Source organism: Pseudomonas sp. P5_B3, assembly GCF_056400405.1.
In genome coordinates this window covers 1-13,626 of record NZ_JBFULI010000066.1, presented here as the reverse complement: position 1 = coordinate 13,626, position 13,626 = coordinate 1, and the positions used below count along the sequence as shown (strand labels likewise).

The window sequence follows — 13,626 nt, the reverse complement described above, 5'->3', positions numbered from 1 at the left end:
GATCTGAGCATGTTCAAACTCGCGGCACTCACTCTCGCAGCCCTCACCCTGAGCACCACCGCCCACGCCGATGCCAACTTGAAGCTGGGCACTACCGAACGCGTTACCCGCCTCTTCGCCTACCCCAACAATTGCAACGTGATCTGCTTTCGCAACTGGACGCTTGAGCAAACCGTCGAGCACTACCTGACCCAGAGCGTGCAGCGCGATGGCTACGGTGACGCGAAGGTTCTGGTCAAAAACGATAACGGTCAGCTCCACGCAGAAATCATCGGCGTGCCCAACGGCTATGAAAAACCTTTGGCCGCGCTGCTCGATGCCGGTGACCTGGCCTATAACGGCGCCAGCAAATTGAATGCCGACGGCAAATGGGCGTACAGCTGGTATCTGTTCCTGCCGCTGGGCATGGCCCTGGAAAACCGCAAAAGTGTCGAGCTGTTGCACTTCCCGCCCGACTATTCGTTGACCCAGGCCCAGGATTACCTGAAGTCCGCCACCACGGATCGTTGGGCCACGCTGCTCACCGCCAATGGCATCCCGGCCGAGCAGACGCCAGGCTTCCAGACCATTGTCGACATCGCCCCTATCGCCGCCCCATCCAACGCCGGCAAGGACCTGGAGGGCGTCTACAGCTACTTCAACGACTACCAGACCACCATGGTCAAGAACGTCAGCCTGCACTCCAACGGTGAAGCATTGCCGATGGTCGCCTTCGGCGCACCGGTGCGTAACTGGATCAAGCAACAATACGGGCCGACCGTGAACGTGCTGGGTCTGGCGACGATCAGCCCGAGTGACGGGGTGAACGTGCGGGTGCTGGGTTCCAACCACCCGAGCTACATCTGGTACGCCGCCGATCCGGCGAACTATTCCGGCAACGATGCCAAGGCCAAGGCCGATGCGGCGGGCCTGAAAGTCATGGGCCAGGATTTGAGTGCCGCGTGCTGGCAGGCCGTCATGGGCCGTCAACCGGACAGCAATGCCGACGTCGAGCTGAAAACCTGCACGCAAACCTGGCAAGTGGCCGAGAAAGAAAAAACCTGCGCGCTGTTCTACACCTCGATTCGCAACCTGACGCCGGGACAGGCTGCGGCCAAATGCTCGACTGCACCGATCCAGCTGCAGCTCAAACAGCTCAAGGCGCCAGCGCCAACCACTGCCCTGCCCGCTCCACCGCTATAAACCGATTGATGGCAGTCGACCTGTCAGTTATGACAGTAGACCGCCCGCAGTATCTGCGAGAGGCTTGGGCCGTACCCATGTGTTGCTGCGCTGACAGGATCGTCAGCCGATGGAAGTCGCAGCAGCCAGCCGACAAGGATCGTTATGAAAGCCAATGCACAGCGCAAGTCTCTCGCACCACCGCCGCAGGGTGTTTATCCTTTTGTGGAGTTGCCCCTTCACCTCGGATTTCCATCCCTGGCCGATTTCGAGATTCTCTCGAATGACAAAGGCACGCCGATGGCCGTAGCAGCGCTGCGCGAATTTCCCCGCATCAGTCGAATCTGCCGGGTATCGGGGCATTTGCTGCCCTATCGCAGCCGACATACCCGCCAGCTGGCGCCCGCTGTTCACGTCTATGACCCGCGCTTCTGCGGGCTGCTGCGCCACTCCTGCGACCCGAACGTGTTTCTGGACATGAGTGAGCTGTGGTTATGGGCGCTGAAGGACATTCAGAAAGGCGACTGGCTGTCGATGGATTACGCTGCCACGGAAGACAAGCTGCTGCGCCAGTTTGCCTGCCACTGCGGTTCGTACAACTGCCGGGGCTGGATCACCGGCTACGATGAGACGCCGAACGCCGACGGCCAGCTGTTTTTGCAACAGTGGCGTCGGCAGAGTCTGCGCTGAGGGACTTTACAGGGGCTCGAACGGTCGCAGGCGGTACTGCGGTGGCAGTTGCTCGAAACCGCTAATGGTCGCATTCAGGCTCTTCCAGCGGCCATCCTTGATGCCATAAATGCAGCCGTGGATCGACAGGCTCTGCCCGCGGTGCCAGGCGTTTTGCACAATGCTGGTGTGACCGACGTTGGCCACCTGCTGAATCACGTTGAGCTCGCAAAGACGGTCGACCCGTTCTTCTTCGGTGGCCAGTTTGGCCAGTTCTTCGCGCTTTTCGTAATACAGGTCGCGAATCGAGCGCAGCCAGCCGTCGATCAGGCCGAACTGACGATCCTGCATCGAGGCGCGCACACCACCGCAGCCATAATGACCGGTGACGAGGATGTGTTTGACCTTGAGCACATCGACCGCGTACTGAATCACCGACAGGCAGTTGAGGTCGGTGTGCAGCACCACGTTGGCCACATTACGGTGTACGAACAGATCGCCCGGCAGCATGCCGACGATCTCGTTGGCCGGCACCCGGGCATCGGAACAACCGATCCACAGGTACTCCGGAGTCTGTTGGCGAGCCAGCTTGGCGAAGAAGTCAGGATCTTCCTCCTTGATCGCAGCGGCCCAACGCTCGTTGTTATCAATCAGATCTTGTAATTCGTTCATGCAATGAAGCCTCGAGAATGATGCGCTGCTTTGACAGACGACCGCCCGTCGGGGTCACGCGCATAATGCAGTTGCCCCTGATGCCCTGATTCCTGCTACGGCCAGCCGACGCTCCATGCCGGTGGAATTCTCATGAACCCGATGGGTCCACCCTAGTAAGGCCCACAGTATGAGGAATTGCCATGAATGATTCACGACGTCCGTACGATGCGGTGCAACCGGAGCCCATCGATGACGACGAAGACCGCATGGGCTCGGTGCATGAGCTGGATTTCGATGAAGAAGAGCCCAGCACCAGAATCGGTGACGAATTGCCGGACGAGGAGCGCGAGCACCTGATGCCTCGTCGGCGCGTACGTGAAGCGGGCCTGACCGGTGCCTCGACCGGAAACCATCAACCTACCGACGATGACTTGAGCCCGGAAACCCTGATCCGTGAAGACGGCGCCAGGGATGCCCACGAGGCGGGCAATGATAACCGCGCGGATTGGGACCTGAGCATCGTCGATAAGGACGATATTGGTGGTGGGCATGGCCTGGATGAAGCGGAACTGGCGCGGCGCCATCCGATGGACGGTAAGCCCTGAGAGGACGCCTTCGCGAGCAGGCTCGCTCCCACAGGGTTCGTGTCGGTCACAAAATTCGTGTAGTCAACACAGATCCATTGTGGGAGCGAGCCTGCTCGCGAAGCTTTTGAGGCTTAATCCACCAAAGTACAGGCCATGACCACCGCATCTTCGCGCCCACCCACCGCGGGGTAGTAATCCCGACGCCGGCCGATCTCGTTGAAACCATAACGCTCGTACAGCTTGAACGCCGCGGTATTGCTGTCGCGCACTTCCAGGAAACACTCCCGGGCGTCGGCCTTGTAGGCAATCGACATCAAATGCTCAAGCAATGTCAGCCCCAGGCCACGGCCCTGGTTTTCCGGCTTGACCGTAATGTTCAGCAGGTGCGCCTCGTCGAGGATGATCTGCACCACACCGTGGCCCACCTGTTGCTGACCTTCGAACATCAGCCAGATCTGATACTTGCCCAGGCCATCGAGGAAAATTCCGCGAGTCCAGGGATGGCTGTAGGCCGCGTATTCGATTTTCAGTACGGTTTCCAGGTCCGCCTCGGTCATCGGGCGAAACGATACAGCATCACTCATTCGATTCTTTCCAGCGCGCCATCAGCCGACGCATGGCTTGCCAGACATCAGCCTTACGCTGTGGCTCTTCCATTAATAATTCCAGGCCCGGCACCGCCCAGGCCGAGCCCAGGCCTTCGATCTGCAACTCGCGATTGAACGCCTCGGCATCCGCCTCACCGGCAAATCGCACCGCGGGCAGGCCGATCAGCCACAAGCAGGCGCAGGGCGTTTCTTCCATGCGCACCGAGAGAAAACCTTGCACGAAGTCGCGGGCCGCTTCCGGGCCCTGGTCCATCGTGCCACGCACCAGCAACGGCCAGCGTACCGGTTCGCCGACGATCTGCGGGCTGTCCGGCAGACCGGCGGCGCGCAGAATGTCCTTGAGCAGCAGGTAAGCAGGATCGCGGGTCTGGAAGGATTCGCCCGTAGGTAACTCCACCAGCAGCAGACAACGCCCGGCCCGCAACAATTGCAGGGCAAAACGCGGCGGCGGCACGATCGGCGCCTTGACCACCACGGGCGCCTCTTCGGCCTCTTCCACCGGTTTGGCCCCGGTGCGCGTACTCGCCGGCGATGGTCGCGGCACCTCGATCTTCACCCGCTCGGCCGGCTTGACCACCGGCGCCACGGGTGTCTTAGCCACAACAGCGGGCATAACAGGCGCGACCACCACCGGCTCGGGGATCTCCAGCAGCTCGGGCCGCGACGGCGCGGCAAAGGGCAATTCGGTACGCGGCAGCCAGTTGACCACCTGCATGGCGGCCAGATAAGCGCGACGACGGGACTCGATAAGCAAAGGTCGGCCACTTGTGGATAACTAAAGTGCGCTGATTCTACCGCCGTTCGCTCAAGATCGCCCGCGCTGTTGATCGATAGACTTCACCGATAGTCTTTGCACCTATGAAAAATGGCGACAGCCCGTCCCGAGAGTGAATCGCATCGCGCCCGATGCAGTACAATCGCGGCTTTTAATCGCCAACCAGCCGGCCATTCCGATGATCGAACCCAAGCGCGTCTTGCGCGCCCTCGCTGAACACTGGGCACTTCTGGAGCCACTGTGCGAGCACTTCGACCAAGGCACACTGAGCCTCAACGAATTGCGTTCACAGTTGGCCGCCCAGCAACTCGACAGTACGCCGCAGGACATCACCAGCCTGCTCGACGTGTGGATTCGCCTCGACATTCTGGTTCCCGTGGCCAAAAGCCCGAACCGTTTCGAGCTTAATGCGCAGATTCACGACTTCCTCGCCTATCTGCGCCGTGAACACCGCCTGGGCCTGTGCCTGGAAATCGAAGCCTACCTGCGCCACCTGGAGCGTCTGGCCGGTTATATCCAGGACGCGTTCGATATCCGCGATGGCAATGACCTCGCCCGCCAGTTGCGTCTGCTCGACATGCGCGTGCGTGACGTACTGAAAAAACTCGATAACGACGAACAGGCCCTGGTGGCCGTCGCCGAACGGGCGAAAACCAGCGACCGGCAGATTCCGTTGCGCCAGCGCTACGCTGAAGTGCTGGCGACCTGGGACGAATACGTCGAGCCGATGATTGATCTGGTGAACGCCGACGGCGCCTTCGAACAAGGCGTGCGCAAGGTCGAAACCGTGTTGCTGAAGATGCTCAGCGAACAGCAGCGCCTCGGCCACCTGGTGGACGACGACATGCTGCTGCGCACCCACGCGCGCATCCTCGAAATGCAGACCAGCGCCCAGCTGACGCTACGTCACGCCCGCGAGCTGCTGTTGCCGCTGCGTGAAGAAGCGCGCCGGCACAACGCCGTGACCCGTGGCGCCGCATTAGCCCTGTCGATGATCCGTCGCAAGGGCCTCGACGCCGTGCCACAAGCGGCGATGCCGATGTTCACTCGCCCGCAGAGCACCTTCCTCGGCAGCGCCAGTCAGGTCGAAGCCTACGTTTACGCCCTGGCGCGTTTCGAACCGAAACCGGCGCGCTTCCCCAAGGCCCACAAGACCCAGAAAGGCGAAGCGCCACGGGCGCCACGCACCGTTCGGGAAATGCTCGAACGCTGCGAAGACGCCCTGCCGATGCCGGACCTGATGACTTGGTTGCTGGAGCAGGAACCGGACGGCGCCACCGACGAATTGCTGTACTGGTTCTCGCGCCTGTCGCGGGAAAAACGCTTCACGCGCGAGCGTCTGGAGCGTCGCGAATACCATACCCACGAGCACCAGGTCAGCCTGCGCTCCTTCGCCCTGCTCTCGGTCAGCGATGCCACCGAGAATTCTGCGAGCACCCTCTATGGAAGTACTTCGCATGCAACTTGATCTATCCGAACTGTCCCATCTGGCACCGATCTTTCGCGAGCTGTTCAAGGGTTATCACGTCAGCCGCCGCGATCCGGAACTGTACGCACAGTTGTCGAACTTTCAGGACCAGTACCGCACGCTGTTCAAGGCCCTGGGCTTTGAACTGGTCTGCGACACCCGCGGTTTCTACTACTTCGTGCCGGACCTCGCTGCCGCCGCGGTGAACAAGACCGCGCAGCGTCTTGCGCTGTTCACCTTCATCCTCGTCGAGCACCTGGCCGACCAGGGCCGCGACCCGATCTCCGTGCTTGACGGCGGCAGTCTCGGCCGCGATGAGCTGCCGTCGTTGCTGGAAAAGTACCGCGACCTGTTCATCCAGGCCGAAGTGCAGACCCAGGACGAACTGGAAGAAAAGATCATGCGGCGCATGACCCAGCTCGGCTTTGCCAGCGAAGAAAACGGCATCTACCGTTTCCTGCCGCCGATGCACCGCTTCCTCGATGTGTGCCTGTCGGTGCAGCAGGACCGCGACCTGGCCGCCAGCCTGCACAGCGTCCTGCCGTTGCCGGTGCCGGTGCTGATCGACGAAGACAGCGACGAAAAACTGCTGCAGACCGACGATCCGCTCGATCTGAGTGAATTCGAGGGTGAAAGCGAAGAAGACGCCCTGGCCCGGGCCATTGCCGAAGAACAGGAGCTCGACGCATGAGCAAGGAACGTTACGGCATCCGCCGCTTTGCCCTTTTGAACACCGCCGGCTACAGCCTCGGCCTGTTTCCGCTGGAAGAGCCGCTGTCGGTGTACGGCGCGAACAACCTCGGTAAATCCGCCTCGATCAACGCCTTGCAGTTCCCGATCCTGGCGCGCATGTCGGACATGAGCTTCGGCAAGTACAGCCTGGAGCAGTCCCGGCGCTTCTACTTCGCCTCGGACACCAGCTACATCCTGGTCGAAGTGAACCTGCCCCACGGTCCCCACGTGATCGGTGTGGTCGGTCGCGGCCCGGGCGGCGGTTTCGGTCACCAGTTCTTTGCCTATGCCGGCAAGCTGGACCTGGCCCACTACCAGAAAAACGACACCTGCCTGCGTCAGAAAGAACTCTTCACCAACCTTGAACGCGAAGGCCTGAAAGCCTACGAACTCAAGCCGGACGAACTGCGCCGTTTGCTGGTCGGTGGCCACACCTCGATTCCCCTGGACCTGACCCTGATCCCGCTGCGCTCCACCAGCGAGCAGAGCCTGAAGACCTTCCGCGCGCTGTTCATCAACCTGCTGCACATGCGTGAAATCACTGCGGCCAAGCTCAAGCAACTGTTCCTCGATGCCTTCGAGCACAGCCTGCGCTCCGGCAGCGTCGATTACATCGCGGCGTGCGAAGAAGCGTTCCGCGATGTACGCCGCATGGAGCAGGACTACAACTCGTTGGTCGCCGCCGGTCCGCTGGTCGAAGCCTTGGCCAACGGCGTGAAACAACGGGACATCCTGCGTGGCAAGCTGCACCGCATCTCGCCATTGCTAGATTCACTGCTGGGCACCTGGCAGGACTACGCCGGTGCGCGCAAGGAAGAGCTGACCCTTCAGGCCGAGCACTACCGCAACGAGCAAGACGCCCTGCAGAACGACCAACGCGGCGGCACTCAGGAATTGATGCGCCTGGAGCGGGAAATCACCGGCATCCAGCGCTGGCTCGGCGAACTGTCGGTGCTCAAGCATCGCTTTGCCCTGATCGATGACGTCAAGGTGCTGGAACAGCAACTGCTGGCCGCCAAGGACGCCCATGACGAATTGGCCGGTGCATTGGCCCAGTCCCGTCAATTCAGCGCCGAAGATCTGGAAGAGCGTTTGCGCGATCTGGAAAAACGCCTGAAGTCGGTCAAGCAGCAACTCGATCACGCCGACAACAACAGCTACGCCCGTCTGCGCGAAGAATTCTCGCAGCAAGACGTCGAACGCCTGATGCGCCTGTTCAACAGCGCGCTGTTCAGCCTGCCATTGGGTGAACACGGCATCACCCTCGACGACGACGGCGAGTGGGTCAAATCCGTGGAGCTGATCCTCGACGGTTTCAAAGGTGAACGCTTCGAAGTGCCGGGGTTGTCCATCGACATCTCGCACATCGAACCACCAGCCCTGCAAGCGCTGGCTGACCGCGCTGCCTTGCGCGATCAGAAAGAGCGTCTGGAAAAAGAACTCAAGCAACTGAAAACCCAGCAAGCCGTGGCCGCCGACCGTGCCGCGAGCAAGACCCAGACCGAAGCGCTGTACCAGCAAGTGCTGGACGCACAAAAAGCCCTGGAAGACTTCCGTCGCGCGCAAACCCTGAGCGCCGAGGAAGGCGACAAGCTTGAGCAGTTGGCGCAAATGGAAGCGGCGCAGGACGAGCTGAAGCGCTCCAGCGATGCCTTCACCGAACGCGTCCAGCAACTGTCGGCCAAGCTGCAACTGGTCGGCCGGCAGATCGGCGACATGGAAGCCAAGCAACGCACCCTCGACGACGCCCTGCGCCGCCGTCAGTTGCTGCCAGCGGACCTGCCGTTCGGCACACCGTTCATGGACCCGATCGACGACTCCATGGACAACCTGCTGCCACTGCTCAATGACTATCAGGACAGCTGGCAAGGCCTGCTGCGTGCCGATGGTCAGATCGAAGCGCTGTACGCTCAGGTGCGCCTCAAGGGCGTGGCCAAGTTCGACAGCGAAGACGATATGGAGCGTCGCCTGCAGCTGTTGATCAACGCCTATGCGCACCGCACCGACGAAGCCTTGACCCTGGGCAAGGCACGCCGTGCCGCCGTGACGGACATCGCCCGGACCCTGCGCAACATCCGCAGCGACTACGACAGCCTCGAACACCAACTGGCGCTGTTCAACCGCGAGATCAACAAGCGTCAGGTCTCCAACCTGCAAAGCTTCCGTATCGTGCTCGCGCCGAACAAGGAAGCGCTCAAGCACATCGACCAGATCATCCACAGTGCCGGTCAATATGAAGAAGGCGAAACCCTGTCGGTGTTCGATCTGAGCCAGAGTGCGGAACAGGACAACAAGAACGAAGAGGCCAAGGAATACCTGGCGCGGYTGGTGGCGGCGAACCACAACCAGCTCGGCCTCAAGGACTTGTTCGAACTGGCGTTCGAGATCACCAAGGTCAACGGTCAACCGGTGATCCACACCGACATCGACGGCGCCGCCTCCAACGGCACCACCATGACCATCAAGGCGCTGACCAACATGTACTTGTTGCTGCACTTGATGGACCGTGACCAGGCCGGTCGCGTGCGCCTGCCGTACTACCTCGACGAGGCGGCGGATATCGATGAGAAGAACCAGGCCGCATTGCTGGAAACCAGCCTGCAACTGGGCTTCGTGCCGATCCTGGCGAGCGTGAAGCCGCAGGTCTGCGCCAGTGTCGCCATCGACCTGGAAGGCGGCAGCGGCCCGGCCGGCATCTACATCGACGAGGCGGACTGGAAGTACATCCGTCGTCACGATCAGGTAAAGGCGACGGTCAACGAACAAGCGGATGAACCGGAGCTGGATGCGGTCTGAGGCTTGAATCGAAGGCAATAAAAAAAGGCCGCGGTCCAATGGATCGCGGCCTTTTTCATAGGTGTGTCATTTAGCCTTGCAGTGAACTTCAGGGCCTCTTCGCGGGCAAGCCCGCTCCCACAGGAGTTGTGGCGAACACAGAGTCCGTGACCAACCGATAACCCTAATGAAATGGCTTGCCCCGGGCGGCGTTCCGACGAAGGCGTCATCACTGACGCCACATAACCCTCAGACTATTTACCCAGCGAAATCTTCGGCGCCCAGGTCAGCCATTCCTCTTCGAACTTGTCGAACAGCGCGAACGTCTGCTCCGGTTGCGCCGGGCCGCCCATGCGCTCGCCATCCGGCGTGGCAAAGGCGACACCGCCCTGAATCATCGTCTCCAGGGATTCAGTGCGCACCGTTGCGCCTTTGAACAGGCCGACATCGAAGTCGAAACCGCTGGTGTTCCAGAACCGCGTGCCGCTGCGTACCAGTGGCGCGTACTTCGGCTCGATCAGGATATGGATCAGGACACGATCAGCGGTCTGGCCCAGTTCATAACCCGTCACCTTGCCCACTGTGATTTCGCGATACGTCACCGGCACGCCGGCCTTCAATGAACCGCGACGGGCGGCGCTCAGCACCAGACTCAATCCCGCTTCCTGCTTGGCAGTTTCCGGCGCAGCGACCAAAGCGACAAAGTTCTTCTGCGGTCCCAGATTTTTCGCTGCCGGTTGCACCTCGATGTATTGCCCGGTCACCAGTGTTTCGAGGTTGGACGTCTTGATCAGGCCCAGCTCGGGCTTGACCACCCAGAACTGACTGCCGACCCGGGCGATGCGTTCCGGCACTTCGGTAATCCGCGCGGTCAGCAGCACCGATTGCAGGTCGTCACTCAGGTCAACGTCCTCGATCTTGCCGACATCCAGACCCTTGAAGCGAATCGGCGTGCCCGTACGCAAACCATCGGCGCGGTCTACCTTGATGCTGATCACCTCGCCCTTTTGCGTGGCGTCGTCATGGCTGGCAAACAAGCGGAAACGTGGAATGCGCTTGCGTAGCGGCGCCTTGGCTTCCGGGGTTTCAAACGCAATACCGCCGGCCATCAAGCTTTGCAGTGACTCACTTTTGACTTGAATCCCACCGGTCAGTCCGCCCGTGAGCGTGATGCCGCTGGCATTCCAGAAGCGTGTCGAGGCGTTGACCAGATCCTCGTATTCCTTCTCGATGTGCACGCCGATGATCAACTGCTTTTTGGTTCGCGAGAACTGATAGCTCTGTACGGAGCCGACTTTGACCTGCTTGTAGAGAACCGGGCTGCCGACTTCCAGCGAGCCGAGATTTTCCGTGAATAACACCAAATGCAGTCCGGGTGCACGCAGATCCAGCGGCGGCGCTTTGGCCCGTGCCGCAAACTCCCGTTGTGGAGCCGCCCCCTTGTCGCCAGGTCGAACAGCGATGTAGTTGCCTTTGACCAACGCCTCAAGGCCGGTAATCCCCGCCAGGGAAATCGACGGTTTGACCACCCAGAATTGTGTGCCCTCGACCAGGTAATCCTCGGCCAACGGGTCCATCGTCAATTCGGCGGTGGCCCCGGACAAGTCAGGATCGACCTTCAGCGCCTTGAGATTGCCGACCTGAATGCCTTTGTACATCACCGGCGTACGACCGGCCTGCAAACCCTCGAAGTCGCTGAGCTTGACCTTGACCCGGATACCGGCCGCCGCTGCATCGAAGTCTTCATAGAGCCTGAACGGCAGGCTTGGGTCGGTAGGCGGGCTGTCCTTGCGGTTTTCGGGAGTAGCGAACGCAATACCACCGGCGACGATGCTGGCCAACGACTCACTGCGCACTTTCACACCGGACAGATTGGCGTCGATGCTGATGCCGCTGGCGTTCCAGAAACGTGTGTGCTTGCGTACCAGTTTGGCGTAAGTCGGCTCGATGAAGACCTTGAGCTCGACAGTGCTCTGGTCCTCGGACAGCACGTAGCTCTTGATCTGACCTACCTTGATCTGTTTGTAGAACACCGGGCTGCCGCGGTTCAACGAACCCAGGCGATCAGCCTTGATGGTCAGGTGCAGACCCGGCTGGGCATCGGAGAGCGGCGGCTCCTGGGCCAGGGCCTTGAACTTGCGGACGGGCTCGCCTTCCCCCGGGCTGATGGCGACATAGTTACCTGAAACCAGCGTCTCAAGACCGGTAATCCCTGCCAATGTCACGCTCGGCTTGACCAGCCAGAAACGCGTGCTGGTTCGCAGGTATGGCTCCACATCCTTGTTCATTTCGATGCTGGCGATCACGCCTTTGGAACTGCCCTCATCATCGAGCTTGAGGCTTTTGACCTTACCGACTGGCATGCCTTTATAGACCACTTCGGTCTTGTTGGCCTGAATGCCTTCGCCACTCTCAAAACGCACCTGAATCTCGATGCCGGTCTCGTTATAGGCACGCCAGCCGAGCCAGCCGCCAATGATCAAGGCGATCAGGGGCAGCACCCAAATGGCAGACCAGTTCGAGGCCGGTCGGGTTTTCGCTACAGGCAAATCAGTCATGGTCGTCGTCCGACTCCGTGTTATCCCAAATCAGTCGGGGATCGAAAGTTACTGCGGCAAGCATCGTCAGAATCACTACAGTGGCGAAGGCGATGGCGCCAAGATTGGCTTCGATGCTGGCAAGCCGCCCAAAATTCACGACCGCCACGAGGATGGCGATCACAAAGATATCGAGCATCGACCAGCGGCCGATGAATTCAATGAAACGGTACATCCAGATACGCTGGCGAGCCGAAAGGGGCTGACGGCGCTGCACGGAAAACAGCAGCAGAGCGATGCCTACCAGCTTGAAGGTGGGCACCAGGATACTGGCGATAAACACCACCGCCGCAATGGGGATCATTCCGTAGTGCACCAACTCGATCACACCCGCCATGATCGTGCTGGGCGCACCCTTGCCCAGAGAGTTCACGGTCATGATCGGCAACAAATTGGCCGGTATGTAAAGAATGGCGGCGGTAATCAGCAATGCCCAGGTGCGCACCAGGCTATTCGGGCTGCGGGCATGCACCAGTGCTCCGCAGCGTGTACAGACTTGCTCATCGCTATCAGCTTCCTGCCTGTTCAATTCATGACATTCCTTGCAAATCAGAATGCCTGCATCAATCGCCCGCATGGGCATCTTCTCCTGATAACGCTTGCCAGATCTGGTGAGGCGACATTACGACCTCCAGCCAGACTTGAATCAGCAACAAACCAATGAAGCACGCCAGGCCGAGGCCTACGGTGATGGCTGCCATATCTGCCAGCTTGACGATCGCCACCAGTACGCCCATGAAGTAGACCTCAAGCATCCCCCATTCGCGTATATGGTGATAAATGCGATAGAGCAACAAGCCGTAGCTGCGTCCGACACCAAAACGGATACTCAACAATACGGCCAGTTGGCACAGCAGCTTGAGCAGCGGGATCCCCATGCTGCACAGGAACACGATCACTGAGACGCTTTGCATGCCCGTATCAAAAAGRGCGACAACGCCGCTCCAGACAGTGTCTTGCGAAGATTGCCCGAGCAGATTGAGTTGCATGATGGGTAAAAAGTTGGCCGGTATGAACAACACCAGGGCGGAGATGACCAAGGCGAGACTGCGCTGTACGACGTTGTAGCGATTGGCATAAAGCTCGTAGCCACAGCGCGGGCACAGGGCTTTTTCGCCATGGGCGAGTTCGGGTTTACGCATGAGCAAGTCGCACTCATGGCAGGCAACCAGATTTTCCAGTGGTAGTTCTGACAGCTCTTTGGCGTCAACCGAATCCGGCATAAGCGCTCTGACTCTGAAAAAGTTGGACCTATTCTAGTGTCCCGGGACAAAAATAACTGCGCCAATTTGTGCTTGATTCGTCGTGCTTTTTCTACGCCAAAAACAAAACCCCTACCTGCGTACGCAGATAGGGGTTTTGGAATTTAATCTTGACGATGACCTACTCTCACATGGGGAAACCCCACACTACCATCGGCGATGCATCGTTTCACTGCTGAGTTCGGGATGGGRTCAGGTGGTTCCAATGCTCTATGGTCGTCAAGAAATTCGGGTACTGAACCGTTTTTCAACGTTTCAGCAAATTGGGTATGTGACAGCTTTCGGTGTTTTGTGAGCGTCGAACTTTCGGTTCATTGCGTCTTCACTTGCGTCTTCAC

12 protein-coding genes and 1 rRNA gene are annotated in these 13,626 nt (G+C 59.8%); 6 read left to right on the top strand and 7 right to left on the bottom strand.

What is annotated here, in order from left to right:
* The first annotated feature begins 9 nt into the window (after positions 1 to 9).
* Positions 10 to 1,182, top strand: a complete 1,173-nt coding sequence (locus AC1DRN_RS26610; RefSeq protein WP_223461075.1) for a hypothetical protein — start codon at positions 10 to 12, stop codon at positions 1,180 to 1,182.
* A 144-nt stretch (positions 1,183 to 1,326) separates the two neighbouring features.
* Positions 1,327 to 1,851 (top strand): SET domain-containing protein-lysine N-methyltransferase, encoded by a 525-nt coding sequence (locus tag AC1DRN_RS26605; RefSeq protein WP_223461074.1) that lies wholly within the window; start codon positions 1,327 to 1,329, stop codon positions 1,849 to 1,851.
* A 6-nt stretch (positions 1,852 to 1,857) separates the two neighbouring features.
* Here the strand turns inward: AC1DRN_RS26605 and can are convergent, their stop codons facing one another.
* Positions 1,858 to 2,502: a carbonate dehydratase gene (gene can, locus AC1DRN_RS26600; RefSeq protein WP_223461073.1), complete on the bottom strand. Its 645-nt coding sequence runs from the start codon at positions 2,500 to 2,502 to the stop codon at positions 1,858 to 1,860.
* A gap of 182 nt (positions 2,503 to 2,684) precedes the next feature.
* Here can and AC1DRN_RS26595 point away from each other — a divergent pair, with 182 nt between their 5' ends.
* Positions 2,685 to 3,089, top strand: a complete 405-nt coding sequence (locus AC1DRN_RS26595; RefSeq protein ID WP_223461072.1) for a serine kinase/phosphatase — start codon at positions 2,685 to 2,687, stop codon at positions 3,087 to 3,089.
* A 113-nt stretch (positions 3,090 to 3,202) separates the two neighbouring features.
* Here the strand turns inward: AC1DRN_RS26595 and rimI are convergent, their stop codons facing one another.
* Together rimI and AC1DRN_RS26585 are read right to left on the bottom strand one after the other, a co-directional pair.
* Positions 3,203 to 3,655, bottom strand: coding sequence for a ribosomal protein S18-alanine N-acetyltransferase (rimI, locus tag AC1DRN_RS26590; protein ID WP_007978046.1), 453 nt, complete (start codon positions 3,653 to 3,655; stop codon positions 3,203 to 3,205).
* The gene (locus AC1DRN_RS26585; RefSeq protein ID WP_223461234.1) at positions 3,648 to 4,394 is read right to left on the bottom strand and encodes an energy transducer TonB; all 747 of its coding nucleotides are present in this window, start codon (positions 4,392 to 4,394) and stop codon (positions 3,648 to 3,650) included. The genes rimI and AC1DRN_RS26585 overlap by 8 nt, the downstream gene beginning before the upstream one ends.
* A gap of 238 nt (positions 4,395 to 4,632) precedes the next feature.
* Between AC1DRN_RS26585 and mksB the strand changes: the two genes are divergently transcribed.
* Genes mksB through mksF form a run of 3 tightly spaced genes read left to right on the top strand, consistent with a single transcriptional unit; the run spans position 4,633 to position 9,450 of the window.
* Positions 4,633 to 5,922 (top strand): Mks condensin complex protein MksB, encoded by a 1,290-nt coding sequence (gene mksB / locus AC1DRN_RS26580; protein ID WP_223461071.1) that lies wholly within the window; start codon positions 4,633 to 4,635, stop codon positions 5,920 to 5,922.
* On the top strand, positions 5,912 to 6,613 hold the full coding sequence (mksE, locus tag AC1DRN_RS26575; RefSeq protein ID WP_223461070.1) for an Mks condensin complex protein MksE: 702 nt from the start codon (positions 5,912 to 5,914) through the stop codon (positions 6,611 to 6,613). Before mksB ends, mksE begins: the two co-directional genes overlap by 11 nt.
* Entirely contained in the window at positions 6,610 to 9,450 is a 2,841-nt protein-coding gene (gene mksF, locus AC1DRN_RS26570) for an Mks condensin complex protein MksF (RefSeq protein ID WP_223461069.1), read from the top strand. Before mksE ends, mksF begins: the two co-directional genes overlap by 4 nt.
* 233 nt (positions 9,451 to 9,683) lie before the next feature.
* On the opposite strand, the gene AC1DRN_RS26565 is transcribed toward mksF, so the two are convergent.
* The 4 genes from AC1DRN_RS26565 to rrf all read right to left on the bottom strand — a co-directional run bounded on the left by AC1DRN_RS26565 (position 9,684) and on the right by rrf (position 13,512).
* Positions 9,684 to 11,987 carry a PqiB family protein gene (locus tag AC1DRN_RS26565; protein WP_223461067.1) on the bottom strand — a complete coding sequence of 768 codons (2,304 nt, stop codon included), beginning with the start codon at positions 11,985 to 11,987 and terminating at the stop codon, positions 9,684 to 9,686.
* Positions 11,980 to 12,603: a paraquat-inducible protein A gene (locus AC1DRN_RS26560; RefSeq protein ID WP_108214827.1), complete on the bottom strand. Its 624-nt coding sequence runs from the start codon at positions 12,601 to 12,603 to the stop codon at positions 11,980 to 11,982. The genes AC1DRN_RS26565 and AC1DRN_RS26560 overlap by 8 nt, the downstream gene beginning before the upstream one ends.
* Positions 12,590 to 13,249, bottom strand: a complete 660-nt coding sequence (locus tag AC1DRN_RS26555) for a paraquat-inducible protein A (RefSeq protein WP_223461066.1) — start codon at positions 13,247 to 13,249, stop codon at positions 12,590 to 12,592. Before AC1DRN_RS26555 ends, AC1DRN_RS26560 begins: the two co-directional genes overlap by 14 nt.
* A 147-nt stretch (positions 13,250 to 13,396) precedes the next feature.
* Positions 13,397 to 13,512: ribosomal RNA gene (gene rrf / locus AC1DRN_RS26550) — 5S ribosomal RNA — on the bottom strand.
* Positions 13,513 to 13,626 lie beyond the last annotated feature (114 nt).